The sequence below is a fragment of the Pseudomonas sp. P105 genome (assembly GCF_032614175.1).
Taxonomy (GTDB): Bacteria; Pseudomonadota; Gammaproteobacteria; order Pseudomonadales; family Pseudomonadaceae; genus Aquipseudomonas; species Aquipseudomonas rhizophila.
The window spans coordinates 3,284,479-3,308,809 of sequence record NZ_CP126693.1 but is presented as its reverse complement, the minus strand read 5'-3'; the positions used below and the strand labels follow the sequence as shown (position 1 = coordinate 3,308,809).

At 61.7% G+C, this 24,331-nt stretch carries 21 protein-coding genes; 9 read left to right on the top strand and 12 right to left on the bottom strand.

All coding sequences use genetic code 11. From position 1 onward, the window contains the following. Nucleotides 1-8: 8 nt before the first annotated feature. On the bottom strand, nt 9-728 hold the full coding sequence (locus QOM08_RS14865) for a FadR/GntR family transcriptional regulator (RefSeq protein WP_076384441.1): 720 nt from the start codon (nt 726-728) through the stop codon (nt 9-11). A 239-nt stretch (nt 729-967) separates the two neighbouring features. Further along, nucleotides 968-2,704: an IlvD/Edd family dehydratase gene (locus QOM08_RS14860; protein WP_047225783.1), complete on the bottom strand. Its 1,737-nt coding sequence runs from the start codon at nt 2,702-2,704 to the stop codon at nt 968-970. Nucleotides 2,705-2,897: 193 nt separating this feature from the next. Here QOM08_RS14860 and QOM08_RS14855 point away from each other — a divergent pair, with 193 nt between their 5' ends. The 9 genes from QOM08_RS14855 (at nt 2,898) to QOM08_RS14815 (ending at nt 9,851) form a co-directional block, all read left to right on the top strand. Further along, nucleotides 2,898-4,220 carry an MFS transporter gene (locus QOM08_RS14855; RefSeq protein WP_047225784.1) on the top strand — a complete coding sequence of 441 codons (1,323 nt, stop codon included), beginning with the start codon at nt 2,898-2,900 and terminating at the stop codon, nt 4,218-4,220. 147 nt (nt 4,221-4,367) lie between these two features. Continuing rightward, nucleotides 4,368-5,360: an AraD1 family protein gene (araD1, locus tag QOM08_RS14850; RefSeq protein WP_076384445.1), complete on the top strand. Its 993-nt coding sequence runs from the start codon at nt 4,368-4,370 to the stop codon at nt 5,358-5,360. 12 nt (nt 5,361-5,372) lie between these two features. After that, nucleotides 5,373-6,953 carry an aldehyde dehydrogenase (NADP(+)) gene (locus QOM08_RS14845; RefSeq protein WP_188250803.1) on the top strand — a complete coding sequence of 527 codons (1,581 nt, stop codon included), beginning with the start codon at nt 5,373-5,375 and terminating at the stop codon, nt 6,951-6,953. 235 nt (nt 6,954-7,188) lie between these two features. Beyond that, nucleotides 7,189-7,485: a DUF5629 family protein gene (locus tag QOM08_RS14840; RefSeq protein ID WP_173406906.1), complete on the top strand. Its 297-nt coding sequence runs from the start codon at nt 7,189-7,191 to the stop codon at nt 7,483-7,485. Then, nucleotides 7,472-8,647 carry a lactonase family protein gene (locus tag QOM08_RS14835; RefSeq protein ID WP_188250804.1) on the top strand — a complete coding sequence of 392 codons (1,176 nt, stop codon included), beginning with the start codon at nt 7,472-7,474 and terminating at the stop codon, nt 8,645-8,647. Before QOM08_RS14840 ends, QOM08_RS14835 begins: the two co-directional genes overlap by 14 nt. Before the next feature lie 155 nt (nt 8,648-8,802). After that, a complete protein-coding gene (locus QOM08_RS14830; protein ID WP_047225788.1) occupies nt 8,803-8,982 on the top strand; it encodes a hypothetical protein in 180 nt (59 codons plus the stop codon). Between the two features lie 162 nt (nt 8,983-9,144). After that, a complete protein-coding gene (locus QOM08_RS14825; protein WP_256676792.1) occupies nt 9,145-9,270 on the top strand; it encodes a hypothetical protein in 126 nt (41 codons plus the stop codon). 114 nt (nt 9,271-9,384) lie between these two features. Next, nucleotides 9,385-9,597, top strand: coding sequence for a hypothetical protein (locus QOM08_RS14820; RefSeq protein ID WP_188250896.1), 213 nt, complete (start codon nt 9,385-9,387; stop codon nt 9,595-9,597). After that, entirely contained in the window at nt 9,594-9,851 is a 258-nt protein-coding gene (locus QOM08_RS14815) for a hypothetical protein (protein ID WP_160892259.1), read from the top strand. The genes QOM08_RS14820 and QOM08_RS14815 overlap by 4 nt, the downstream gene beginning before the upstream one ends. 35 nt (nt 9,852-9,886) lie before the next feature. On the opposite strand, the gene QOM08_RS14810 is transcribed toward QOM08_RS14815, so the two are convergent. The 10 genes from QOM08_RS14810 to QOM08_RS14765 all read right to left on the bottom strand — a co-directional run bounded on the left by QOM08_RS14810 (nt 9,887) and on the right by QOM08_RS14765 (nt 24,312). Then, on the bottom strand, nt 9,887-10,489 hold the full coding sequence (locus QOM08_RS14810) for a glutathione S-transferase (protein WP_188250805.1): 603 nt from the start codon (nt 10,487-10,489) through the stop codon (nt 9,887-9,889). Further along, nucleotides 10,486-14,127 carry an AAA family ATPase gene (locus QOM08_RS14805; protein WP_316911782.1) on the bottom strand — a complete coding sequence of 1,214 codons (3,642 nt, stop codon included), beginning with the start codon at nt 14,125-14,127 and terminating at the stop codon, nt 10,486-10,488. The genes QOM08_RS14810 and QOM08_RS14805 overlap by 4 nt, the downstream gene beginning before the upstream one ends. Further along, nucleotides 14,124-15,368, bottom strand: coding sequence for an exonuclease SbcCD subunit D C-terminal domain-containing protein (locus tag QOM08_RS14800; RefSeq protein WP_188250807.1), 1,245 nt, complete (start codon nt 15,366-15,368; stop codon nt 14,124-14,126). The genes QOM08_RS14805 and QOM08_RS14800 overlap by 4 nt, the downstream gene beginning before the upstream one ends. A gap of 157 nt (nt 15,369-15,525) precedes the next feature. Further along, nucleotides 15,526-17,163 carry a BatD family protein gene (locus QOM08_RS14795; RefSeq protein WP_047225794.1) on the bottom strand — a complete coding sequence of 546 codons (1,638 nt, stop codon included), beginning with the start codon at nt 17,161-17,163 and terminating at the stop codon, nt 15,526-15,528. Next, nucleotides 17,160-18,896, bottom strand: coding sequence for a vWA domain-containing protein (locus QOM08_RS14790; protein ID WP_076384459.1), 1,737 nt, complete (start codon nt 18,894-18,896; stop codon nt 17,160-17,162). The genes QOM08_RS14795 and QOM08_RS14790 overlap by 4 nt, the downstream gene beginning before the upstream one ends. Then, nucleotides 18,893-19,972, bottom strand: coding sequence for a vWA domain-containing protein (locus QOM08_RS14785; protein WP_047225796.1), 1,080 nt, complete (start codon nt 19,970-19,972; stop codon nt 18,893-18,895). Before QOM08_RS14785 ends, QOM08_RS14790 begins: the two co-directional genes overlap by 4 nt. Beyond that, nucleotides 19,965-20,459, bottom strand: coding sequence for a DUF4381 domain-containing protein (locus QOM08_RS14780; RefSeq protein ID WP_047225797.1), 495 nt, complete (start codon nt 20,457-20,459; stop codon nt 19,965-19,967). Before QOM08_RS14780 ends, QOM08_RS14785 begins: the two co-directional genes overlap by 8 nt. Continuing rightward, complete coding sequence (locus QOM08_RS14775) at nt 20,456-21,400, bottom strand: DUF58 domain-containing protein (RefSeq protein WP_047225798.1); 945 nt, start codon at nt 21,398-21,400, stop codon at nt 20,456-20,458. The genes QOM08_RS14780 and QOM08_RS14775 overlap by 4 nt, the downstream gene beginning before the upstream one ends. Nucleotides 21,401-21,410: 10 nt before the next feature. Next, a complete protein-coding gene (locus tag QOM08_RS14770) occupies nt 21,411-22,370 on the bottom strand; it encodes an AAA family ATPase (RefSeq protein WP_047225799.1) in 960 nt (319 codons plus the stop codon). Between the two features lie 208 nt (nt 22,371-22,578). Further along, nucleotides 22,579-24,312: an ATP-binding cassette domain-containing protein gene (locus tag QOM08_RS14765; protein WP_188250808.1), complete on the bottom strand. Its 1,734-nt coding sequence runs from the start codon at nt 24,310-24,312 to the stop codon at nt 22,579-22,581. Between the last annotated feature and the right edge of the window lie 19 nt (nt 24,313-24,331).

Sequence of the window (24,331 nt, the reverse complement as noted above, 5' to 3'; positions counted from 1 at the left end):
AGGGAAGATCAGGAAGGATCGGCGCCCAGCACCACATTCAGTGCGCTGCGGGCATCGTCAAGCTGCACCAGCGTGGCATGGCGGGCGCCGAGGGCGTCGCGGTTCTCGATGGCGGTGAGGATCGCCTTGTGGCGCGGCATCGCCAGTTCATGCAGGTTGGGCCGTTGGTTGGAGTGCTTGAGGGCTTCGGCGATGGCCACCGACAACATGTTGCACAGGTTGGCGAGCAGGTCGTTGTGGGTGGCATCGGCGATGCGGCTGTGGAAGTCCAGGTCCGGTTGCAGCACCGCCTCGGGGGTCGGTGCCGCCTCCATGCGCTGGTAGGCCTCGCGGATGGCGGCGATGTCGGCATCGTTGGCGAACTGTGCGGCGAGGGCCGCGGCGGCCGGCTCGATGATGCTGCGCACGCTGGTCAGCAGATTGAAGAACTCATTCTGCGGGCTGCTTTGCATCAACCAGTGCAGCACATCGGGGTCGAGCATGTGCCATTCCCGGCGCGCCTTGACCACCGTGCCAACCCGTGGCCGCGAATACACCAGACCCTTGGCTACCAGCACGCGCGTGGCCTCGCGCAACACCGGACGGCTGACGGCATACTCCTCGCACAACAAAGCTTCGGCGGGCAGTTTATCGTCGGGTTTGAACCGTCCGGAAACGATCTGCATGCCCAGTTCCTGGACGATGCGCGCGTGCATGCTTTTGCGGTCGGAGGGTTTACGGTAGTCCATGGGGGGTGGCGCGATCCTGTGCGAAGGGGATGCAGCGCATGATAGCAGGCGCGGCGAGGGCGGGTCGCTAGTGCGATTTTGATGTACACCCGAACCCATTGTGGGAGCGAGCCTTTGTGGGAGCTGAGCTTGCTCGCGATGAGGCCCTGCCAGTCAATATCTCTGTTGTCTGTTACACCGCTATCGCGAGCAAGCTCAGCTCCCACAAAAAGCTTGCTCGCGCAAGGGGATGAGTGGGGTCAGTGGGAGTGACGCGGCACCTCGGCGCCGCGGCAACCGACCAGGAAGTCGAAGTCACAACCCTGGTCCGCTTGCAGCACGTGGTCGATGTACAGCTGACGGTAGCCGCCCACTAACAGGTTCTGCGCTGGTGGCAGGTCGGCCAGGCGGGCGGCCAGTTCGGCGTCGCAAATGTCCAGGTGCAGACGCCCGCTGGCGCAGTCCAGTTCGATCCAGTCACCTTCCTTCACGGCCGCCAGTGGTCCGCCGGCTGCGGCTTCCGGGGCCACATGCAGCACCACGGTGCCGTAGGCGGTGCCGCTCATGCGCGCATCGGAGATACGCACCATGTCGGTCACGCCCTGGGCCAGCAACTTGGCCGGCAAGCCCATGTTGCCCACTTCGGCCATGCCCGGATAACCCTTGGGCCCGCAGTTCTTCATCACCAGAATCGAGCTGGCATCAACATCCAGTTCTGGGTCATTGATCCGCGCCTTGTACTCGTCGAAGTTCTCGAACACCACCGCGCGACCGCGATGCTGCATCAGCTCGGGCGTGGCGGCGGAGGGTTTGAGTACCGCGCCGAGGGGCGCGAGGTTACCGCGCAGCACGCAGATACCGCCGTCGGCCCGGATCGGGTTGTCCAAGGTGCGAATGACTTCGTCCTGGCCATAGATCGGTGCGTCCTTGGTGTTCTCGCCAAGGCTCTTGCCGTTGACGGTCAGCGCGTCGGGGTTAGGGATCAGGTTGGCTTCGCCGAGACGGCGCAGCACGGCGGGCAAACCACCGGCGTAATAGAACTCCTCCATCAGGAAGCGCCCGGACGGCTGCAGGTCGACGATGGTCGGCATGCCTCGACCGATGCGGGTCCAGTCGTCCAGGTCCAGTTGCACGCCGATGCGTCCGGCAATGGCCTTGAGGTGGATCACCGCGTTGGTCGAGCCGCCGATGGCTGCGTTGACCCGGATGGCGTTCTCGAAAGCCTCCTTGGTCAGGATCTTCGACAGCTTCAAGTCTTCACGGACCATTTCCACCGCACGCATGCCGGACATGTGGGCCAGCACATAACGGCGCGCGTCCACCGCCGGAATCGCGGCGTTGTGCGGCAGGGACGTGCCGAGGGCTTCGGCCATGCAGGCCATGGTCGAGGCGGTGCCCATGGTGTTGCAGGTCCCGGCCGAGCGGGACATGCCGCCCTCGGCCGCAAGGAAATCATCGATCGTGATGGTGCCGGCCTTGACCTGTTCGCTCAACTGCCAGACCACCGTGCCCGACCCGATGTCCTGGCCCTTGTGCTTGCCGTTGAGCATCGGTCCGCCGGTAACGACGATGGCCGGCACGTCACAACTGGCGGCACCCATCAGCAAGGCTGGCGTGGTCTTGTCGCAACCGGTGAGCAGCACCACGCCGTCAATCGGATTGCCGCGAATCGCTTCCTCCACATCCATGCTCGCCAGGTTGCGCGTCAGCATGGCAGTCGGGCGCAGGTTCGATTCGCCGTTGGAGAACACCGGAAACTCCACAGGGAAGCCCCCGGCCTCGATCACGCCGCGCTTGACGTGTTCGGCGATCTGCCGGAAGTGCGCGTTGCATGGCGTCAGCTCCGACCAGGTGTTGCAGATGCCGATGATTGGCTTGCCATGAAACTGATGGTCGGCGATGCCCTGATTTTTCATCCAACTGCGGTACATGAAGCCGTTTTTGTCGGCGGTGCCAAACCATTGGGCCGAGCGCAGGGAGGGTTTCTTATCAGACATGATCGATTCTCTTATTGTATGACTATATGGTTTTAGCTTGCGCCTAACATAAGCGCAATTTGCTCAGTTTGGAAGTGTTGTTGGGTAAATAGTATTACTATATAGTCCGATTCAACGGAGGGATTATCCTGGCGCTCATTGGTCAGAGAAATCCCCCAGGGTTCTATAACAACAACAATCGGAGACCGGTCCCATGAGCCAGGAATTGCGGCTTATTCGCCGCATCACGCTGAAACTGATTCCTTTCCTGATCCTGCTATACCTGATCGCCTACGTGGATCGCTCCGCCGTGGGTTTCGCCAAGCTGCACATGGGCGCCGACATCGGCATCGGCGACGCCGCCTACGGCCTGGGCGCGGGGTTGTTTTTCATTGGCTACTTCCTGCTTGAGATCCCCAGCAACCTGATGCTGGAGCGCTTCGGTGCCCGGCGCTGGTTCGCGCGGATCATGATCACCTGGGGCGCCATCACCATCGGCATGGCGTTTGTGCAAGGGCCTTACAGCTTCTATGTGATGCGCTTTCTGCTCGGCGCGGCGGAAGCCGGATTCTTCCCCGGCGTGTTGTACTACATCACCCAATGGTTCCCGGTCCGCCATCGCGGCAAGATCCTGGGCCTGTTCATTTTGTCTCAGCCCATCGCCATGATGATCACCGGCCCCGTCTCCGGCGGCTTGCTGGGCATGGACGGCATCCTGGGCCTGCACGGCTGGCAGTGGTTGTTCATCGTCATCGGTCTGCCGGCGGTCTTGCTGACCTGGCCGGTGCTGCGTTATCTGCCGGATGGGCCGCAACAGGTCAAGTGGATGGACCAGACCGAAAAGGACTGGCTGACCGCTGAACTGAAAAAAGACCTTGAGGAATACGGCCAGACCCGGCACGGCAATCCGCTGCACGCCTTGAAGGACAAGCGTGTCCTGCTGCTGGCGCTGTTCTATCTGCCGGTGACCCTGAGCATCTACGGGCTGGGCCTGTGGCTGCCCACGTTGATCAAGCAATTTGGCGGCACTGACCTGGTGACCGGTTTCGTGTCCTCGGTGCCCTACATCTTCGGCATCATCGGTTTGCTGATCATTCCTCGCAGTTCCGACCGCTTGAACGATCGCTACGGTCATCTGGCCGTGCTCTATGTGCTGGGCGCCATCGGTCTGTTCCTCAGTGCCTGGCTGACGGTGCCGGTGTTGCAACTGGCGGCGCTGTGCCTGGTGGCGTTCGCGCTGTTTTCCTGCACCGCGGTGTTCTGGACCTTGCCGGGGCGTTTCTTTGCCGGCGCCAGTGCGGCGGCGGGTATCGCGCTGATCAACTCGGTGGGCAACCTGGGTGGCTACATCGGGCCGTTCGTGATCGGTGCGCTGAAGGAATACACCGGCAACTTGGCGTCGGGGCTGTACTTCCTGTCCTGCGTGATGGTGTTCGGTCTGGTGTTGACCGGCGTGGTGTATCGCCTGCTGGAGCGCAAGCATGTGCTGCCGGCGGAGCAGTTCGCAGCCAGTGCGCGGGGGGCGACGCGGACCTGAGGTGATTGAAATCCCCTGTGGGAGCGAGCCTGCTCGCGATTGCGATCTGTCAGTCGCATCAATGTTGCTGACCCAACGCTATCGCGAGCAGGCTCGCTCCCACAGGGATCAGCGTGTTATTCAAGCTTTGTTTGCAGGGAGAAAAATATGCGTTTAGTTCAGTTCGAATTGAATAACGGCGAACGTCGCGTCGGCGTGGTCGATGGCGAGAAAGTGCGCGAAGTGCAGGGCGCCCGGACTGTGCGCGACCTGGCTCTGGCGGCCATCGAGGCGGGTGTGAAGCTTGAGCAGCAGGTCAACAGCCTGGGCCTGGGAACCGCCCATGATTACCCGCAGTTACTCAGTGAACTGCGCATTCTGCCTCCGCTGGACCACCCGGACCCGGCGCACCTGCTGGTCAGCGGCACCGGCCTGACCCATCTGGGCAGTGCTTCGGCCCGGGACAAGATGCATCAGCAGGCCGGCGACGAAACAGCCATGACCGACACCATGCGCATCTTCAAGTGGGGCGTGGAGGGCGGTAAGCCTGAGAGCGGACAGGCCGGTGTGCAACCGGAGTGGTTCTACAAGGGCGACGGCAGCATCGTGGTCCGTCCGGGCCATCCGTTCCCGCTGCCGCCGTTTGCCGAAGATGCCGGCGAAGAGCCGGAAATCAGCGGACTGTATGTCATCGGCCACGACGCTAAGCCATACAGACTGGGCTTTGCGGTGGGTAACGAGTTTTCCGATCATGTGATGGAGCGCAAGAATTACCTGTACCTGGCCCATTCGAAATTGCGCAGCTGCAGCTTTGGCCCGGAACTTCGCCTGGGTGAACTGCCTCAACATCTTTCCGGGACCAGTCGTATCCTGCGCAATGGCCAGGTGCTGTGGCAGAACGAGTTTCTCAGTGGCGAGGCGAACATGTGTCACAGCCTCGAAAACCTTGAGTTCCACCATTTCAAGTACAGTCAGTTCCTGCGTCCGGGTGACGTGCACGTGCATTTTTTCGGCACCGCGACCCTGTCGTTCGCCGACGGCATCCGCACGCAACCGGGGGATGTGTTCGAAATCAGCCAGACCGAATTCGGCGCACCGCTGGTCAACGGCATTGCCCCGGTGGACGCGGTGTTCAACCCGGGTACTATCGGCACACTTTAAAGGAGACTTTCGATGAACCAGATCCTTGGCCACAACTACATTGGTGGCGCGCGCAGCGCGTCCGGCCAGACACGCTTGCAGAGCCTTGACGCCAGCAGCGGCGAAGCCTTGCCCCATGAGTTCGTCCAGGCGACGGCCGAAGAAGTTGACGCTGCCGCCAAGGCTGCGGCTGCCGCTTATCCGGCCTACCGCAGCTTGAGCGCAGTGCGCCGGGCCGAGTTCCTCGAAGCCATTGCCGATGAGCTGGATGGCTTGGGCGATGAGTTCGTGGCCGTGGTCTGCCGGGAAACCGCCTTGCCGGCGGCGCGGATCCAGGGTGAGCGCGGTCGCACCAGCGGCCAGATGCGTCTGTTCGCCAAGGTCCTGCGTCGCGGCGATTTCTACGGCGCGCGCATCGACCGGGCCTTACCGGAACGCACGCCGTTGCCGCGTCCGGACTTGCGTCAGTACCGCATCGGCCTGGGGCCGGTTGCGGTGTTTGGCGCCAGTAACTTTCCTCTGGCATTTTCTACAGCGGGTGGCGACACCGCGTCGGCCCTGGCCGCGGGTTGCCCGGTGGTGTTCAAGGCCCACAGCGGCCACATGGCAACGGCCGAATGGGTGGCTGATGCGATTATCCGCGCGGCTGAAAAAACCTCGATGCCCGCCGGCGTATTCAACATGATCTACGGCGGTGGTGTTGGCGAATGGCTGGTCAAGCATCCGGCGATCCAGGCGGTAGGCTTCACCGGTTCCCTCAAGGGCGGCCGCGCCCTGTGCGACATGGCCGCCGCGCGGCCCCAGCCGATCCCGGTATTCGCCGAGATGTCGAGCATCAACCCGGTGATCGTGTTGCCGCAAGCGTTGGAAAAGCGTGCCGACAGCGTCGCCCGCGATTTGACCGCTTCGGTGGTGCAGGGTTGTGGCCAGTTCTGTACCAACCCCGGTTTGGTGATCGGTATCCGCTCGCCGCAATTCAGCGCCTTCACCCAACAAGTGGCCGCGCTGATCGGCGATCAGGCTCCGCAAACCATGCTCAATGCCGGCACGCTGCAAAGCTACGGCAAGGGCCTGCAGAAGTTGCTGGCTCACCCGGGCATCGAACATCTGGCCGGACGTGCGCAACAGGGCAACCAGGCCCAGCCGCAGTTGTTCAAGGCTGACGCCAGCTTGTTGATCAACGGTGACGAGGCGCTGCAAGAAGAAGTGTTCGGCCCGACCACGGTGTTTGTCGAAGTGGCGGACCCAGCCGAGCTCACTGCCGCGCTGAACGGCCTGCACGGTCAGTTGACGGCAACCATGATCGGGGAGCCAGCGGATTTCGAGCAGTTCAGCGAATTGACTCCGTTGCTGGAGCAAAAAGTCGGTCGCATCCTGCTCAACGGTTATCCAACCGGCGTCGAGGTCTGCGACTCGATGGTCCATGGCGGGCCTTACCCGGCGACGTCCGATGCCCGTGGGACTTCGGTGGGTACGCTGGCGATCGATCGTTTCCTGCGCCCGGTGTGCTTCCAGAACTACCCCGACAGCCTGTTGCCCGAGCCTTTGAAAAACGCCAATCCGCTGGGCATCCAGCGATTGGTCGATGGGGTGCCGGGGCGCGAGGCGCTCTGATCGCAGTCAGGCAGTTGCATTGAAGTTCAATGGGCTGCCGCTATCGCGAGCGGGCTCGCTCCCACAGTGGATGGGTGGTGAATACAAGATGTGTGTTCGCTGCAAATCCAATTGTGGGAGCGAGCCTGCTCGCGATGGCGATCTGGCAGTTGACCGTGCTTTCGAACCTTTTGGCCCAAGGCCCACTCCCACATTGGGTTATCATGAGCACTTTCCCAACGACCGACTGATCGCCATGACTGCCTTGACCGACACCCTGCTGCACGCCCTCGAAACCTGCGACATGCTGATCATCGACGGGCTGCACGCATTCGATTTTTCCCTCGACGAACAAGACCAGTTGCACGTCGAGTGCATGAACGGTCGCACTCTCGAGCATTGGCGCTTCACGCCTGCGCAGATGGAGGCCGCGACGTTCGACGTGGTCAAGAAACACTGGATCATCACCAGCGATTCGGGCGACCACCACTTGGAGTGCGTGGAAGCGACCAGCGGCCACGACGATGAGGAAGACACACATGAGGATGCGTAGTTTCTGGCCCTTGTTGATGGCCGGTAGCGTGGGTGCCATGGGCGTCCAGGCAGAGACCGATGAGCGCCATCAACTGTTGGTGGGTTCCTATACCGCCGGCCAGAGCCAGGGCATCTACCGCCTGCAATTCGACAGCCGCAACGGCCAGCTCGATGCCCAGCCGTTGCAAGTGATCAAGACCGACAACCCATCGTGGCTGACCCTTTCCAGGGACATGAGCCGGCTGTTCGTGGTGAATGAAAACGGGCCGGGGCAAAAAGACCCGGTGGGCAAGGTCAGCAGCTACGCCATTGACCCGAAGACCCATGAGCTGAGCCTGATCAGTCAGGTGCAGTCATTGGGCAACGAACCGACTCATTCGAGCCTCAGTGGCGATGGTCGACATTTGCTGGTCAGCAACTATTCGGTGGTGGAAGACCCGGCAGGCACCCTGGCGGTGTTGCCGGTGGGAACCGACGGTAAGCTGTCGCCGGTGGTGCAACTGAGCAGCCATCAACCGAGTCGGATCAATCCCGAGCGGCAGATGTCCGCCCATGTGCACTCGGCCGTGTCTTCGCCCGATGGCAAGTATGTGTTCGCCAGCGACCTGGGGGCGGACAAGGTGTTCATCTACCGCTACGACCCCAAGGCCAACCCCGAACTGCCACTGACCGCCGCCGATCCAGCCTTCGTGCAGTTGCCGCCCGGCAGCGGCCCGCGTCATCTGCTGTTCAGCGCCGACGGCAAGCATGCGTGGCTGACCATGGAAATGAGCGCCCAGGTGGCGGTGTTCGATTATCAGGACGGGCGTTTGACCCAGCGGCAACTGGTCGACCTGGCAGCGGGCAAACCACAGCCCGGTAGGGCGGCGGCAGCGCTGCATGCCTCCAAGGATGGCAAGTTCCTGTACGTCAGCAATCGTGGCACCACCAACGAAGTGCTGGTGTTCGCCATCGACCCGACTGCCGGCACGCTGACAGAGCTTCAGCGCCGCTCTGTGGAGGGGGATCATCCGCGGGAATTCAGCCTCGATCCGAGCGGGAAATTCCTGCTGATCGCCAATCAGAAGAGCAACCAGATCGTGGTTCTCGAGCGTGACCCCAAGACCGGCCTGCTGGGTAAAACCGTGCAAAAGCTGGCGATGGATGCGCCGAGCGACTTGAAGTTCATGCTCCCTCAGTAAAGCGCAGGCCCCGATTTTCGGGGCCTGCGTCGCTGTATCAACAAGACTGATATTCGCTAGTGTTGCAAAGCATTTCAAAGCGAGACGCCTCGGCGCGTAAGTTTGCTTCACGGCCCAACCGGGCAGGCAAGCCAACTCATCCGAGGACTACCGACATGAATCTGAATCTCTTCTCCGTGATCGCTGCTTCCGCTATCTCCGCCACCGTAGCGCTGCCAGCCAGTGCCAACATTGAAATCAGCGACAAGAAAAATCGCACCCAGAGCTATACCGAAAAATACCTGCAACAGAGCGCCAACTTCTACGCCGCCCTGGACCACAAGACCCAACACTGAACCGCGCTGAAGACTGAAGCCTGCGATCTTTTCATCTTTGAAAAAGAGAAAAAATCGCAGGCTTTGCCTGCTCCTACGAAAAACCCGCTGTAATATCACTTGGCCATGTGTTTAAATTTGACGCTAGTAAATTGACTCCTTCTCCAACAAGAGATCGACACTATGGCGATGCGTCTGGCAATGATGCTGCTGTTTCTCTATTCCACCCCCATTGTTTCGGCCGCCCAGCCGACCCCCGGCGAGCCGGACGCTGCTCGTGAGCGATTATTGAGCCTGCTTAGGGACTGATCTGTTTGGATTAGTAATCAATAAAACTGATAGACACTATGCGTATTTGTCGCTATTAAAATCGGTTTAGTTGATTGATTCTGTGGGCACTGAAACATGCCCACGGAGAACCCAATGGCCAGCACAATCCTATCTTCTGCCAGACACGGCGCGTACATCGCCATCGGCCTGTACGTGGCGATGGTGTTGGTGGTCAGCCTCGGTGCCCAATACCAAGGCTCTGCCGAGACCTCTCTCCAGGCCGCCCGGCCTTCTGTTCATTATGGTCCCCCGGTTGCCCGCGCGGCGCTCGAGCATGGCGCCGCAAAAGAGGCGGTCGGCGCATGAACAGAAGCAAGTTTTGGGTGATCGCATTCCTGGCGTTCATCACCAATGGTTTTTCATTGCTGGGTCTGGGGCAAGCCTCGGCGGGATCTCTGGCGCGGACCATCGAGTGCAACCACAACATCGCGCACAACATTCTGACCGCCAAGGCTTTGGGGGCGTTGGTGGGGAATCCGCCGGTCAAGCCCAGGGTTGCCGTCTTCGGGCCTTTTCAGGTCGATTGTGCAGTGGTGCGCATGTGCAGCGTGGCTGCCTGAAGCAAGCACAGAGGCTGTTCACCAAGTGGTGGTGATTACTTGGCCATGATCGCCACGAACAACTCGGAATCCAGCAAGCCTTGCAACCAACGCTGTAGGCGAGGGTAGGGCGCTGCGGCAAACCATTCCCGGTCGACATGAGCAAACTGCCGTATGAACGGCATCAGTGCCACGTCAGCCAGGCTTTGGTAATCCGCCGTCAGAAATGCTCGGGTTTCAAGCAACGCTTCCAGCCTGCGCAAGAAGACCTCGCCCTCGGTCCGATAATGTTCCAATGGATACTCGGGATGGCGCTCAGGGTATTTGTAGCGGTTCAGATGAAGCTTGAAGACCTGGTCGTTTTCCTCGATCAACGCGGCCGTCAACGCCTGGCCTTCGAGGTCGCCAAGCAATCTCCAATTATCCGGATCGTGCTGCGCCAGGGCCCAGTGCATGATCTCCAGGCTTTCATCAATCACCTTGCCATCGACCTGCAGCACCGGCACCGTACCCTTGCTGGAAAGCGCCAGCATTTCGGGCGGCTTGGCCTTGAGGCTGACTTCGACAATGTTCAAATCGACCGCGCTGTAGCGCAACGCCATGCGCGCTCGCATCGCGTAGGGACAACGCCGGAACGAGTAGAGCGTGGCGCGGCTCATTTCACCTCCACGGTACTCAAGCCATTCCCTTGACGACGAACCTGGATCTGCACCGGGATCCGCTCATGCATTTCCTGCACGTGGGAAATCACCGCAACCTTGCGTCCCTGGGCTTGCAAACCGTCGAGAGCATCCATGGCCAGTTGCAGCGATTCGGGGTCCAGGCTGCCAAAGCCTTCGTCAATGAACAGCGATTCGATTTTCAGCGTGCTGGACGCCATCGAGGCCAGGCCCAGCGCCAAGGCCAGGGAAACCAGGAAGGTTTCACCGCCGGACAACGAATGCACCGAGCGCAGCTCATCGCCCATCTCTGTGTCCATCACCAGAAGCCCCAACATGCTGCCACCGCGTTTGAGCCGGTAGCGGCGCACCAATTGTCGTAGCTGCACGTTGGCGTGATGCACCAGCATATCGAGGTTGTACGCCTGCGCCAGCTTGCGGAAGCGGTCGCCGGTGGCCGAACCGATCAGCGCATCGAGCCGTGCCCAGCGCTGGTACTCGGTATAAGCCTGTTCGATCTGCTGGGCCAGGGCCTGGTTGGCGTTCTGCCTGCGCTGGTCCTCGGCCTGTTCGGCGCGTAGTTCGGCGCAGTGCTGCTCGCTGGCGGTAAATTGGCTTTGAAGTTCGGTGAGGGCCTGGGCCAGTTGTTCAGATTCCAGGTTGCCGTTGTGCTGGGCCTGATGGTGTTGCAGGCGCTGCTCGCGCTCAGTGAGCAACACGCGGGCTTGCTCAATGGCTTTTTCGCTGTTGAGCAGTTGTTGACGCAGTTGGCCGACACTTTGCTCGTCCAGGTCAAGCAAGGCGGCCAGAGAGGCATCATTCAGTTCCGGGTGGCTGGCGCGCCATTGTGCGATGCTGGCGGCCAGGGCCGTGTGTTCAGTGTCCAGCGCTTGGGTCTGTTCCTGGCGGGCCTTGAGTTCGGCGGCCAGTTCCACCCGGTTGTGGCGTAGCGCTTGCAGTTGTTGATTGGCCGCTGTTTCGGCGCTGTGGGCCTGTTCCAGGGCTTGGTCGAGTTGCTGCTGCCACTGTTCGGCGCTGGTGTGTTCGCCCAGCAATTGCTTGAGCCGCTGCTGGCAGGCCTGCTGTTGTTCCGTCAGGGCGCTCAGTTGCCGTTGCGCCAACTCCAACTGTTGGAGGCGGGTTTGCTGGCGATCCTGCTCTTTCTCCAGGGCCTGCTGACGCTGAAGCTGCTCGCTGAGTTCGTCGCGTTGCTGTTCCAGGTGCGCCAGGCGTTGAGCGATCTGCTGGTCAAGCTGCATGAAGGTCGCGGCCGGCTCGGTGCGCAGGGCCTGTAGTGTGTCTGCCGGCAACAGCGTACTGAAGTGGCTCAGTTCCTCGTCCAGGCGCTGGCGATCCCGGGCCAGCTCCTGTTGTTGGTTGTTCAGGTGCAGTGATGCCTGCTGATGCGCAGTTTCAGCCTCGCGCAATTGCTGCGCCAGGCGCGCGGCGTCCTGTTGCAGCGTCAGCAGGGCGGCCTGGCGTTGTTCGTCCTGGCTGATACGCAGGTTGAGCTGACTGCTTTGCTGGTCCAGCCAGGCGTCGCGTTTGGCCGCATCCTGGGCCAGCAGTTGCGCCGAGAGCGGATGGCCTTCAAGGCTGGGCGCCAGACTTTGATGCTGGCTGGCGAGCTGTTCCTGTTGCTGCTTGAGTTCTTTGAGCTGGGCGATGACGCCGCTGTATTGCGCGCGCAGGTCGATGACTTTTTCATGGAGCGACTCGACGGCTTTGCGTGCATTGGCCTCTTCGGTTTCATCAAAACGCCCCAGGCTTTGCAGCAAGGCTTCGGGCTGATGGTAAGGATGCTCGACGCTGCCACACACCGGGCATGGCTGGTCATCCTTGAGCTGTTCACGCAGTTGTTCGACGCTTTCGCTGCGGGCCAGGCGCTGACGCTCCAGCAGTTGGCGGGTGACGCTCAGGGTCTGTTCGGCAATCGCCAGTTCGGCCTTGGCTTCGCTGCCTTCGCGTACCAATCGGTCGCGTTCCTGCAACGCCTGTTGCTGGCGCTGTTCAAGCTCGGCACCTCGCTTGTCCAGCTCTTGCTGGCTGGCCCAGAGCCGCGTCAGATCCTCGAATGCACGCAGTTGCTTGCGATTGTCTTGCAGCAGATTAGCGAGCAACTGGATCTGCTCGGCCACCGCTTGCGGTTCGGCGTCGGCTTCCTTGTAGAGCACTTCGAGGTTTTGCCGGTGGGTTGCCAGGTGCTCGGCGGCGTGGGCGGCATTTTGCTCCAGGGTGGCGAGTTCAACCTGACCCTGGTTCAGGCGATTGCCAATCAGCATCAGCTGTTGGAGGCGATCACGATAGGCCTGCCAGGCGTCGCTCAACGGCGCCAGGTGAGTGCTTTGTTCAAGCTCCCCGGCGATTCGCTGCAAGCGCTCGGCCACCTGTTTTTGCTGCTCAAGCAGCGTGTCGATGGTGCGCTGGCCTTCGCTACAGGCGTGTTGTGCCTGCTCCTGGCGTTCGGCGCTTTGGCGAGCCTCCTTGTCGAGGCGGGCGAGGGTGCCTTGTTCTTCAAAGGCCTGGCGCAGCAAGGGGGCGCTGTCGGTGCTGTGTTGTCGGGCTGCGGTCAGCGCCAGTTGCGCAACGCCCAGGCCTTTCTCCAGCTCGGCCTGGCGTTCATGCAGATCGATCTGCTGCTGGGTGAGCTGCTGAACCTGTACGGCCAGGGGTTCGAGCTGCCGGGTCAGTTCCGTCTGGCGGATGAACTGATGCCGTTGCGGCGCGAGTTGTTCCAGGCGGGTCAGCTTCAGGCGTTCGTCGGCCAGGGCGTCCCAGTCAGTTTGGGCCTGTTGCAGTTGCTCGGCGGCGCTGGCCCGTTGCTCTTGCAACTGGCGCAGTTCCTTAAGCCAGGTGTGTTGCTGCTCCAGTTGCTTGAGTTGCGCCTGTTGGGTCTTGAGCTGTTGCTGGGCTTCGTTGAAGCGCTGGTCCAGTTCGGCGCGGGCCTCTGGGGTCAGTGGTGTGACGCCGGTGGCCTGGTCCTGCAATTGCTTGTGGGACTCTCTGGCTTGCTTGGCCTTGTCGAAGGCGCGCCGGCCCAATCGGGTATACAGGGCGGTATCAGTGAGCTTTTCCAGCAGCTCGCTGCGGTCGTTGTCGTCGGCCTTGAGGAATGCACTGAACTCGCTCTGGGCCAGCAACACGGCACGGGTGAACTGTTCAAAGTTCAAGCCCAGGGCGGCTTCGAGCTGGGCTTTGTATTCGCCTTTCTGACTCGCCAGCAACTGATCGTTGTCCAGATCCCGCAGGCTCTGGCGGCTGGCTTGCAGCTTGCCACCGGCCTTTTCCCGGGCGCGATTGGCTTCCCAGCGCGCCCGGTAGCGACGGCCGTCGATGCCGCGAAAATCCACTTCGGCGTAACCATCGCCAGTACCACGGCGCAGCAGCGTACGCGGATCGCCCGTAGCGATTTCGCCGTCGGCGTCCGGCACCTTGGCGTCGCGCCCGGTGTTGTTGAGGCGCGGCACGGCGCCGAACAGCGCCAGGCACAACGCGTCGAGCAGGGTGCTTTTACCGGCGCCTGTGGGGCCGGTGATGGCGAACAGGCCTGCACTGGCAAGCGGTTCGGCGGTGAAGTCTATTTCGAAGGGCCCGGCCAGGGACGCGAGGTTCTTGAGACGGATCGCGAGAATTTTCATGGCTGCTCGCCCTCCATCTGCACGTCTTGCAACAGCACGGCAAAATCCTTGAGAGTCTGTTCGTCCACTTCGTTGCCGTAGGTGTCTTGCCAGGCGCGGCTGAACAATTCCTGCGGGCTCAACTGATCCAGTTCCACCAACGCGGCGCCGTCCTCGACGTTTGTGCTGCCGCCGTTGCCGGCGTATTCGGCGGCGATCCGCACCAGGCGCACGGCTTTGCCTTGCAGGGCGGTTTCCACTTGATGGCGCAGGTCCGGCTGCGGCTCATCGAGGCGCACCCGCACCTCCAGCCAGGGTTGGCGCTGGACATCGGCCAACAGGTCGATGTCCGGCAGGTCCTTGAGTTGCACCAGAATATCGGCCAGGGGTGCCGGGCCCAGGCGCTGCAGATTGACGGCCCGGGGAATCAGCCGTGGCTCGACTTTGACCAGGGTTTCGCCTTCCAGGGTGATATCGAGAATCTGATGCTGATAACCGATTTCCGAAAATGACAATGGAATCGGCGAGCCGCTGTAGCGGATGCGCTCTTCGCCGTTGACCTTTTGTGGTTTGTGCAAATGGCCGAGGGCGACGTAGCTGATGCTCGGGCCGAACAGGCTGGCGGGCAGGGCCTCGGCGTTGCCAATGATCAGGCTGCGCTCGGAATCCTCGGACACCGAGCCGCCGGCCATGTGGGCGTGGCTGATGGCGATCAGTGCCTGGCCCTTCTTGCGTTTGTCGTTGGCGGCGGAGATCAGCCATTCATGGACCTGACCGATGCCCCGCAGGTAATCGTCACCCAGTTGTGCGCCGGTCACCTCGGCAGGCCGCAGGAATGGCAGGGCCAGGCACCAGGCCTTGACCTTGCCCTTGGCGTCGGGCAACGGCAGCAGCAAGCGCTCGACGTCCAATTGCCCGTCGTCCAGCCACAACACCCGGCCCAGGGCATGGGTGCGCAACCGACGCATCAGCGGCGCCGGTAGTTCGATACGCGAACCGGAGTCGTGGTTGCCGGCGATCATCACAATGGTCAGATTGGCGTTTTGTTCATGGGCACTGACGATGAAGTCGTACAGCCGCTCCTGGGCTTTGACCGGCGGGTTCACCGTGTCGAAGATATCCCCGGCAATCAGCAGCACGTCGGGCTTTTCACTGGTCAACTGACGCAGCAGCCAGTCAAGGAAACAGGCGTGTTCGAAGTCGCGTTCCTGACCGTGCAGGTTTTGCCCAAGGTGCCAGTCGGAGGTGTGGAACAGACGCAAGATGAACTCCAGAAAACAGATGATGGCCGCGGGAAGAGAGGCGGCTAAAAGATGGAGAGTTTACTGGGAAACAGAGGAGAGAAACCGGGCAATTTCTCCAAATGAGTTGGCGCCACTCCTGTGGCGAGCCACAGAAGCGCTATGTCCCGCAAAGGGATCACTTGGGGTAGAGCGGTGGCAAGCCACTGTCGCCGGCCGGGTCCTGGAAGCCTTCCGCAGCGGGAATGGTACGAATGGCTCGCCACAGATCTTCGCCCTGCCAATACTGACCCGTTTCGCTGTAGAGCGCGCCGTTGAGGCCATCCAGGGCGTCGGACAGTGGCACGAAGCGCGCGGCCATGTCGGCCAGGGTTTCCGGTTGCTGGCGAGCCCAGGCGTCCAGCGCCTGGCGTGTAGCGTGGGAGTCGTTGGCCAGGCAGGCACGCTTGAGGTCGTCCAGCAAGGTCCGCGGGCTCGGCCCGGCCTGGGTCGCGCGCAGGATGGCCGGCTGCGAACGGGCGCGCCACCACAGGCCCAAGCCCAGCAGCGTGGTGCAGGCCAGGATGAAAGTGCTCAATTGCCAATACCGCAAGGTGTCGCTGTCGACGATCGTCACAATCTGAGGTGTGCTTGTTGGCGTGTCCACCATCAGGCTCGGATTGTTCGCCACTTGCAGGGTCCGCGCTGGAAGGCTGGTGCGGTCCAGGTGGTCTTCCCGGGTGTTCCACCAAACCACTTCCACCGGCGGCAATTCAATGGTGCCGCTGCGGTTGGGCACCAGGGCCTCGCGGTCTTCACGGCTGCCCACCAAACCGCGCTCGCTGCTGCGACTGCTGAGTACCGGTTGGTCGGGGTAGCGCCGCAGGCCGCTGATTTCAGTGGCTGGCAGGGGCGGTAGCTGGGCGCTGGCCAGACCCTCGGCTTCCAGGGTCAGGCTGCGGGTCAGGGAGTCACCCACCTGGCTGTGGGTTGGTTCCGGGCTCCAGCTCTCGCTCAAGGAAAGGCTGCGCGCCGGCAGCCAGGGCACATCTGCCGGGTAGCTGGCGGGCTTGGGGTTGACGGTCAGGCGCAGTTGCTCGGAGCTGACCCGCATCAACTGGCCGGGCTTGGGCCCCGACGGCGCGGTTCCCTGGGCCACCGGCTCGACCAGGGTGGCGCTGAAGGTCTGGGCCGGGATCATCAGTTCGCCGCTGCGTTGGGGGTAGATGCCGTAGCGCAGTTCGATCACGCCGTGGCGTACGTTGTTGATGACCTTTTCGTAGGTGCGTGATTCGCCCAGTTGCTCGGTACGGGCATCGGGAATGTGCAGCGGTGTCAGGCTGCTGTCGTCGTACAGCGACACCGAATGGTAGATGCGCAAGGTCAGGATCGCCTGTGCCTGCACATAGACGTCGGTCTGGTCGAGGCTGGCCTCGATGAACACCGGGGCCAGTTTGCCCGGCTCATTGCGCGTTTCGCTTTCGATCACTTGCAGGGTGATCGGTTGGCTGGTCACTTCGCCCAATTGCAGGGGCGGAATGACCACGGTGCCACTTTGGCGCGGCAGCAGGGTGACGATCCAGCGGGTGGTGGCGCGATTCTCGCCATCAAGAGTCGTCAGTTGGTTGACCTGGCGGGTGCCGCGCACTTCGAACAGCGCCTGGAGCGGGCTCAGGTCGGGTTTGCCGAACAGTGTGGCGTCATTGGACTCCAGGGTCAGTTCCACGGTCTCCCCGGAATTCAGGCGCCCGCGATCCACACTGGCAGTCAACTGTACGGCCTGGGTTCCAGATGCCCAGAGCAGCAACACGAGGAGGTAGGCGGTGAAGCGGGTCATGGGGTTTTTCCCTGGGCCTGATGGCTTTGCTGTTCATACCAGAATTTACGTCTGAGCAGTTCGCCCGGATTATCCGGGATCTGGCGCAGCCATTGTTCCAGTGCCTGGCGCTGTTCTTCGTCGTTGCGCTGGCCGGCCGCGGGGCGCAGTGGTGGGGTCGTGGTCCGCTCATCAGGCAACTCGCTGCCCGGCACATCCTGGGCACCAGGCGGTTGCGCTGCCTGGGGGCCCTGGGATTGTTCCGGTGTCGCGGTCGCTTCGGAGGAGGGCTGTCCCGGCGCAGAAGTTTGTGCCTGGGCATTGGCGTTCGGTGCTTGCTCGGCGGGCCCTGGCTGCTCACTTTCACTGGGTTCAGGTTCGGCAGGTTTTGCTGTCTGCTCTTTGAGCAGGCTCTGCACCAGTGCTTTGTTGGTTTGGGCCGGACGCAGGTCCGGTTGCAACTCCAGCGCTTGCTCGTACGCATCCAGCGCGGCGTCCAGTTCGCCGCTTTTGGCCAGGGCGTTGCCGCGGTTGTAGTGGGCGCGGGCGTCGTTGCCCTCGGCAAAGCGGCGAGCGGCTTCGCTGTAGGCACCGGCTTCATACAGGGCCACACCTTGCCATTGGTGGTCCTCGAAGTGGACGGCAGCCTCGGCCGGACGCTTCTGCTTGAGCAGGTGCTGGCCTTGTTGATCGGGGCGCAGCCACAGGTCCTGGAGTTCGAAGGCATGACCGGTTTGCGGCACCATGAACACCCACGGCAGGCAGAACAGCCAGCCGCGCCGTCCGGCGCAGGCGGCCAGCAACAACAGCGGCAGGAGCAGCCAGTAGCCATGGTCCGCCCAGGTATCCAGGCGCAACGTCTGACCGTCGCTGCGCAAATGGCGAGGGCCGTCCAGCAGCCCCAGGCCACGCAGGTCACTATCGTCCAGGCGCGCCGGGCGATAGCGGCCGTCCAGCTCATTGAGGAAGGACTTGAGGCTCGGGCTGTCCAGGCGCGGTACCAGAATCGCGCCCTGGGCATCCTTGAGGTAACTGCCATCTTCCTGGGTTACCGGGGCGCCTTCGCGTGTTCCGATGCCCAGCATCAGCAATTGCGTGGCAGATCCATCGAGGATCTGGCGGATATGCTCGCGTTCCTGTTCGTTCAACGATGAACCTATCAGCAGGATCCGACCGTGACCAAGTCCGCTCTGATCCAGCAGGGCCATGGCCTTGTTGACCGCCAGGTCGGCGCGATGGCCGTTCTGGGGCATGATCGAGGGGGTGAGTGCTTCCAGGAGGTTGGCGCTGGTGGACAGGTCGTCGGACAGCGGCACCAGCGTATGGGCACTGCCGGAATAGACGATGATTGCGGTCTGGGCGTCGCTGCGGCTATGAAGCAAGTCCAGCACCTTGCGCCGGGCTTGCTCCAGACGCGTGGGCGGGACGTCGGCGGCGAGCATTTGCGGCGTCAATTCCAGCACCACCACCAGCGGATCGGCAGGTTTTTGGCTGGTCTGTTCGACCCGTGCCCAACTGGGGCCCAGCAGCGCAAGCACCACCAACAGCCAGCCCAGGCCAAGGGCAACCCACGGGAGTTTGCTTTCGCGGCCGTTGCCGCCACTGAGCAGCACGGCATGAAACGCCGGCGGCAGAATCATTTGCCAGCGGCCCACGCGTTTCTGCCGGTGCCACAGGTGCCACAGCAGCCACCCCAATAAAGGCAGCAGCAATAGGAACCAGGGACGCAACCAGTGTGGCCAGAGAGCGATCATCGGCGTTTCCCCAGGCGCATGCGCTTGAGTCGCCGGCGCCACTCGGAATGTTCTGCCGGTTGGAACAATGGCTGGGTGAACAGACGCTGCAGAGGGTTGTCCGGCCAGCGTTCCCGGGCTACCAGCAAGACGCTCAGCAGCAGCGCAACGGCCAGGGGCCATTGGTAAAGTGCCTGGGCGGGGCGCGCCTGGGTCGGCTGTTGGGTCACCGGCTCTAGCTGGTCGAGGGTGGTCTTGATCGCCAACAGTTGTTGGCCATCCTGGGCGCGGAAATACTGGCCGCCCGTGGTTTGGGCAATTTCCCTGAGTGTCGCTTCGTCGAGGTCCAGGCTCGGGTTGACCCCGACAAACCCTGCTGTGCCACTTTCTTCCGGATCGGCGCCAATGCCGATCGGGTAGATCTTCACGTCTTCTTCGGCGGCCAGCCGGGCGGCGGTCAGCGGGTCGATTTCCCCGCCGTTGTTGGCGCCATCGGTCACCAGGATCAGCACGCGGCTGTTTGCCGGACGTTGACGCAGGCGCTTGAGCGCCAGGCCGATGGCGTCGCCGATAGCGGTGTTCTTGCCGGCGATGCCGATGCGCGCTTCATCCAGCCACAGCCGCACGGTGCGACGGTCGAAGGTCAGCGGTGCCTGGAGGTAGGCCCGGCTGCCGAACAGGATCAGGCCGACCCGATCACCTTCGCGGCTCTCGAGAAAATCTCCCAGCAGGTGCTGGACCAGCGCGAGGCGACTGATTTCCTCGTCTTGCCAGCGCATATCGGGAAAGTCCATGGACCCCGAGACATCCACCGCCACCAACAGGTCACGACCGCTGGCTGCGATCGGCAACGGCTCGCCCAACCATTGCGGGCGGGCAGCGGCAATCAGCAACAGCAGCCAGAGCAGGATGAAGGGTGCCTGCTGACGCCAGGTCGGCAGATTGCTTCGGGCCCGGCGCCCCACGAGACCTTCGAGGTCGCCCAGGAAACTGACCCTGAGGGCCGGCTCGCCACTGTCGGCCGCCGGCAGCACCAGGCGCATCAGCCAGGGCAGCGGCAACATCGCGAAAATCCACGGCCAGGCGAACTCAAACATGTTTGCGAATCCAGATTTCGACGGCTTGGGTCAGGCCGGCAATGGCTTTGTCATCGAGCTTGCATTCGGGTTTGTAGGCGCCTTCCACCAGCACCATCCAGCGGGTCAGGCCTGCCGCGGGGCAGCGGTTATCCAGGAAAGCCAGCCATTTACGTCCGTTGAGGGTGTGACTCTGGCTGTACGGGTAGTGGTTGCGACACAGGCGCTTGAGCAGCCCGTTGAGCTGTTGCAGCCAGGCGCCGGCAGGGGCGCCATCGTAGGGTTTGGGCAGTTGGGCGAGTTCCGCCAGCGCGGCCAGGCGCGCAGGGTCCAGGGGTTGCTCGGCGCGCACGGTGGAGCGCTTGGCGGGAAGGAACCGGCGCAATTGCCACAGTCCAAGCCCCAGCAACGGCAATACCACCAGCAGCAGCCACCAGCCCGGCGCGGGAGGCCAGAAGCCGATGGGTGGCGGCGTGATCAGTGGCTGCAGTTGATCGAGACTGCTCATCGGCTTTTCCCCGACCGCTTGGGGTTCAGGTATTCGCGTAGCTGTTCGACCATGTCGCCCTGGGTGCTCAGGGGCATGAGCAGAATCCGCAGCTTCTGGGCCAGCAATTCCCAGCGCTCCTGGCGCGCCTCGGCCTGGGCGCGATAGGTCTGGCGCAGTTCGAAATTCAGGGTGTCGAGTTCCAACTGCGCGCCGCGCTGGGCGAAACGCAGCAATCCGGCGGCGGGCAGGGCGTGATCCAGCGGATCCGAAAGCGGCAACAGCAACAGGTCGCAATGGCGTGACAGCAGGCTCAACTGTTGCTCGGCGCTGTCGGACAGCGCGCGCTCATCGCAAATCACGATCACCAGGCTGCCAGGGCGCAATACTTCCCGGGCCCGGCGCAAGGCGTTGCCGAACGAATCGCGGTCCGCTTCGCCCTCGGTATGCAGCGATTGATTGACCCGCACCAGGCGGTTCAGCAGTTGCAGAAGGCTCTGTTTGCTGCGCCGGGGCTTAACCTCGTAATGGGTGTTATCTCCGAACACCAGCCCGCCGACCCGGTCGTTGTGCCCCAGGGCGGCCCAGCCGATCAGGCTGGCGGCCTGGGCCGCGAGCACCGACTTGAACATCAGCCCCGAGCCGAAGAACAGCCGATGGCTTTGCTCGATCATGATGAAGATCGGCCGCTCCCGCTCCTCATGAAACAGCTTGGTGTGGGGCTCCTGAGTACGAGCGGTCACGCGCCAGTCAATGGTGCGTACGTCGTCGCCGGCCTGATAGACCCGCACCTGATCGAAATCCACGCCGCGCCCGCGCAGTTTGGAGTGGTGCAGGCCGATCAGTGGGCTACGTTGGCCCGGCGTCGAGAACAACTGCACTTCACGCACGCGATGGCGCATCTCGATCAGCTCCGAAAGGCTGACGCGGATGCCCGGTACGGGCGCCAGTGGGTTGTTCATGGCTGGCTACTCAAGCGACGGCGACGACGTCGAGAATCCGCTGCACGACGCGGTCCTGGTCAATACCGGCAGCTTCGGCTTCGAACGACAGGATGATGCGATGGCGCAGCACGTCGAACAGCACGGCCTGGATGTCTTCGGGGCTGACGAAGTCGCGGCCGGCGAGCCAGGCGTGGGCACGGGCGCAGCGGTCCAGGGCAATGGAGCCTCGCGGGCTGGCGCCGTAGGCGATCCATTCGGCCATTTCCGGGTCGAACTTGGCCGGCGTACGGGTGGCCATGACCAGTTGCACCAGGTATTCCTCCACGGCGTCGGCCATGTACAACCCGAGGATCTCCTTGCGTGCGGAGAAAATAGCCTGCTGGCTCACGCGGCGCTCGGGCTTGGTTTCGCCGTGCAGCGCTTCACCTCGGGCCTGCTGCAGAATACGACGCTCCACCGCGGCATCCGGGAAGCCGATCTTGACGTGCATCAGGAAGCGGTCGAGCTGGGCCTCGGGCAGCGGGTAGGTGCCTTCCTGCTCGATCGGGTTTTGCGTGGCCATCACCAAAAACAGGGGCGACAGCTCGTACGTGCTGCGCCCGACGCTGACCTGGCGCTCGGCCATTGCTTCGAGCAAGGCCGACTGGACCTTGGCCGGGGCACGGTTGATTTCGTCCGCCAGCACCAGGTTGTGGAAGATCGGCCCCTGCTGGAACACGAAACTGCCGGTTTCCGGGCGGTAGATTTCCGTGCCGGTAATGTCGGCGGGCAGCAGGTCGGGGGTGAACTGAATACGATGGAACTGCGCTTCAATGCCCTCGGCCAGCTCTTTGATGGCCTTGGTCTTGGCCAGCCCCGGCGCGCCTTCCACCAGCATGTGGCCGTCAGCGAGCAGGGCGATGAGCAGACGCTCGATGAGTTTTTCCTGGCCGAGGATCTGCGTTGAAAGAAAGGTTCGCAGCGCCAGCAGCGCTTCACGATGTTCCATCGGTGACTGTTCCTGGAAAGGGTGGCCCAGGCGTTCGGATAACGTCGGGGCTGGGGGCGTTACTTTAATGCATGGCGGGGGGTGGCGACTAACGGGATTTTGTTTGGTGTGCGGATTTGTGATCGGTTTGGATTCATTGTGGGATCTGAGGTGAACACCGACTCTATGAACACCCCTGATCGGCTCCCGCAGGGACTGGCGTTTAGATCTATTCCTGTATGCCTGCTAGTGCCGTGTCCTGAAAGTCATTGAGCAACAATTTGATTGCCGGTCTGTCGGCCAGCTCCTGCCAACACCCTTCGTCAACAATCGCGCCGTCGCGCAGGACGATGACCCGATCAAAGCGCTGTAGATGCTCGAAATCATGAGTGACACAAATTAGCCCGCGTTCTGCGAAGGTATCGAACAGCAAGTCCCATAGGGAGTCGGTCAACCCGGGCTCGATTGATGCACTGGGTTCATCGAACAAATTGAATCGCCCAGGCCTGTTGATCAGACGCAGCAGTGACAGACGCTTGGCTTCACCGCCAGAAATATTCGATGCGTGTTCACTGATGTTCCGTTCACAGACAATGTCCTGTAGCTGCAGTCGTCGTATTGCCTGGTCGAGGTGAGGCGACGCTTTAACGCCAAACAGAACGGACCTTTCAAAGAGACCTTCGAGAAAACAGGGCTGCTGAGGGCAGTACCTCAATGCACTCAAGTGGGCGCGAGGATTCAGTTGCGAAACGGGAGTTGCGTCGATGCTCAACTGATTTCGCGTTTCTTGATCAAGACCAGCGAGAACTTCCAACAAGGTGGATTTGCCCGCACCGCTCTGGCCGATGATCGCCACGGATTGACCTTGAGTAAATCTCAGGCTTTGCGTGATCGACAAGCGAACGTCGCCATTTTCGGTCAGTACGCACGGATCCAGAATCAGTGTCGATGCCCCTCGAAAATTGACTTCCGATTGCCGATTGCCATGGTCAAAATTTGGGAGCAAAAGCAGGCTTTGAAGTCGACGCTGATCGGCAAGAAACTGATCCAGCACACGATAGCCCTCCGTTAACGCGGCGATATTGAGTAAGTAACTGCCGGCGATGGAAAAAATGGCCACCAGTTGTCCGACACTGATACTGGGCTGGTTCGACAGTTGATCAACAACCCCCCATCCCAGTAATCCGCCCGTGGAGAGGCTGACGAACAGAATCTTGGCAGCGCTCAAGAAACCACCCGAGGTTGCCGCGGTCACCGCAGTATTGGCATAGCATTTGAAGGCCTCATTCAACGGCTGTGTGGCGGTTGACTCGGCGTTTTCCAGCTTTATTGCTTTGCCTGCATTGAGCGTGTTGTATAGGTGGGCGCTCAATTCATCTTCCTGCTCGTTGACAGCGTCAATGTGCTTCCTGCGCCATCTGATAATTTTGTGGCTGACAATCAGGTAGATAAATCCTAGACCCGTCATGCTCACAAAAACTTCAATGCCACCCATGTAAAAAAAAGCGCCGCCAACGATCAAGAACTCCAGGCACAGCGGCAGTCCGACGGTAACAAAAAACGTCAATAGTTGTTCGTGAGCGGTAATTCCACGCTCCACCGACTTTATGAAGTGACCGATTCGCCATGAATTGAACCGGGCAAATTCCTTGCGCATAAGGTTTGCCAGCCATTCAATAGATGCGGCCATGATAATTTGCTGGACAAGCTTGGATAGGAAATGGATCTGTAGCGGGCTGATAATTGCCTGCACGCACCCAGCGAGCACAAGGCCTGCCGTAAGAGTGAGCATTAGGTTGACGGTTGCATGTTTCTCGCCGTACAGGGTGTCGACGATTGCCCCCAGGAGCAAAGGTGGGGCGAGTGCGATGAGCTTGAGCACCAGGATTGTTGCAATGGTGGATGCCAGAAGAGTCGTATGTTTTTTGCAGGCAGTTCTAATGAGCGTTTGCATAGGATGCATACGACCGTCCGTTATTGTT

What these genes read in the sequence shown, in the direction of transcription:
- QOM08_RS14865 (WP_076384441.1), bottom strand. Translation starts at nt 728, where the DNA reads ATGGACTACCGTAAACCCTCCGACCGCAAAAGCATGCACGCGCGCATC.
- QOM08_RS14860 (WP_047225783.1), bottom strand. Translation starts at nt 2,704, where the DNA reads ATGTCTGATAAGAAACCCTCCCTGCGCTCGGCCCAATGGTTTGGCACC.
- QOM08_RS14855 (WP_047225784.1), top strand. Translation starts at nt 2,898, where the DNA reads ATGAGCCAGGAATTGCGGCTTATTCGCCGCATCACGCTGAAACTGATT.
- araD1 (WP_076384445.1), top strand. Translation starts at nt 4,368, where the DNA reads ATGCGTTTAGTTCAGTTCGAATTGAATAACGGCGAACGTCGCGTCGGC.
- QOM08_RS14845 (WP_188250803.1), top strand. Translation starts at nt 5,373, where the DNA reads ATGAACCAGATCCTTGGCCACAACTACATTGGTGGCGCGCGCAGCGCG.
- QOM08_RS14840 (WP_173406906.1), top strand. Translation starts at nt 7,189, where the DNA reads ATGACTGCCTTGACCGACACCCTGCTGCACGCCCTCGAAACCTGCGAC.
- QOM08_RS14835 (WP_188250804.1), top strand. Translation starts at nt 7,472, where the DNA reads ATGAGGATGCGTAGTTTCTGGCCCTTGTTGATGGCCGGTAGCGTGGGT.
- QOM08_RS14830 (WP_047225788.1), top strand. Translation starts at nt 8,803, where the DNA reads ATGAATCTGAATCTCTTCTCCGTGATCGCTGCTTCCGCTATCTCCGCC.
- QOM08_RS14825 (WP_256676792.1), top strand. Translation starts at nt 9,145, where the DNA reads ATGGCGATGCGTCTGGCAATGATGCTGCTGTTTCTCTATTCCACCCCC.
- QOM08_RS14820 (WP_188250896.1), top strand. Translation starts at nt 9,385, where the DNA reads ATGGCCAGCACAATCCTATCTTCTGCCAGACACGGCGCGTACATCGCC.
- QOM08_RS14815 (WP_160892259.1), top strand. Translation starts at nt 9,594, where the DNA reads ATGAACAGAAGCAAGTTTTGGGTGATCGCATTCCTGGCGTTCATCACC.
- QOM08_RS14810 (WP_188250805.1), bottom strand. Translation starts at nt 10,489, where the DNA reads ATGAGCCGCGCCACGCTCTACTCGTTCCGGCGTTGTCCCTACGCGATG.
- QOM08_RS14805 (WP_316911782.1), bottom strand. Translation starts at nt 14,127, where the DNA reads ATGAAAATTCTCGCGATCCGTCTCAAGAACCTCGCGTCCCTGGCCGGG.
- QOM08_RS14795 (WP_047225794.1), bottom strand. Translation starts at nt 17,163, where the DNA reads ATGACCCGCTTCACCGCCTACCTCCTCGTGTTGCTGCTCTGGGCATCT.
- QOM08_RS14790 (WP_076384459.1), bottom strand. Translation starts at nt 18,896, where the DNA reads ATGATCGCTCTCTGGCCACACTGGTTGCGTCCCTGGTTCCTATTGCTG.
- QOM08_RS14785 (WP_047225796.1), bottom strand. Translation starts at nt 19,972, where the DNA reads ATGTTTGAGTTCGCCTGGCCGTGGATTTTCGCGATGTTGCCGCTGCCC.
- QOM08_RS14780 (WP_047225797.1), bottom strand. Translation starts at nt 20,459, where the DNA reads ATGAGCAGTCTCGATCAACTGCAGCCACTGATCACGCCGCCACCCATC.
- QOM08_RS14775 (WP_047225798.1), bottom strand. Translation starts at nt 21,400, where the DNA reads ATGAACAACCCACTGGCGCCCGTACCGGGCATCCGCGTCAGCCTTTCG.
- QOM08_RS14770 (WP_047225799.1), bottom strand. Translation starts at nt 22,370, where the DNA reads ATGGAACATCGTGAAGCGCTGCTGGCGCTGCGAACCTTTCTTTCAACG.
- QOM08_RS14765 (WP_188250808.1), bottom strand. Translation starts at nt 24,312, where the DNA reads ATGCATCCTATGCAAACGCTCATTAGAACTGCCTGCAAAAAACATACG.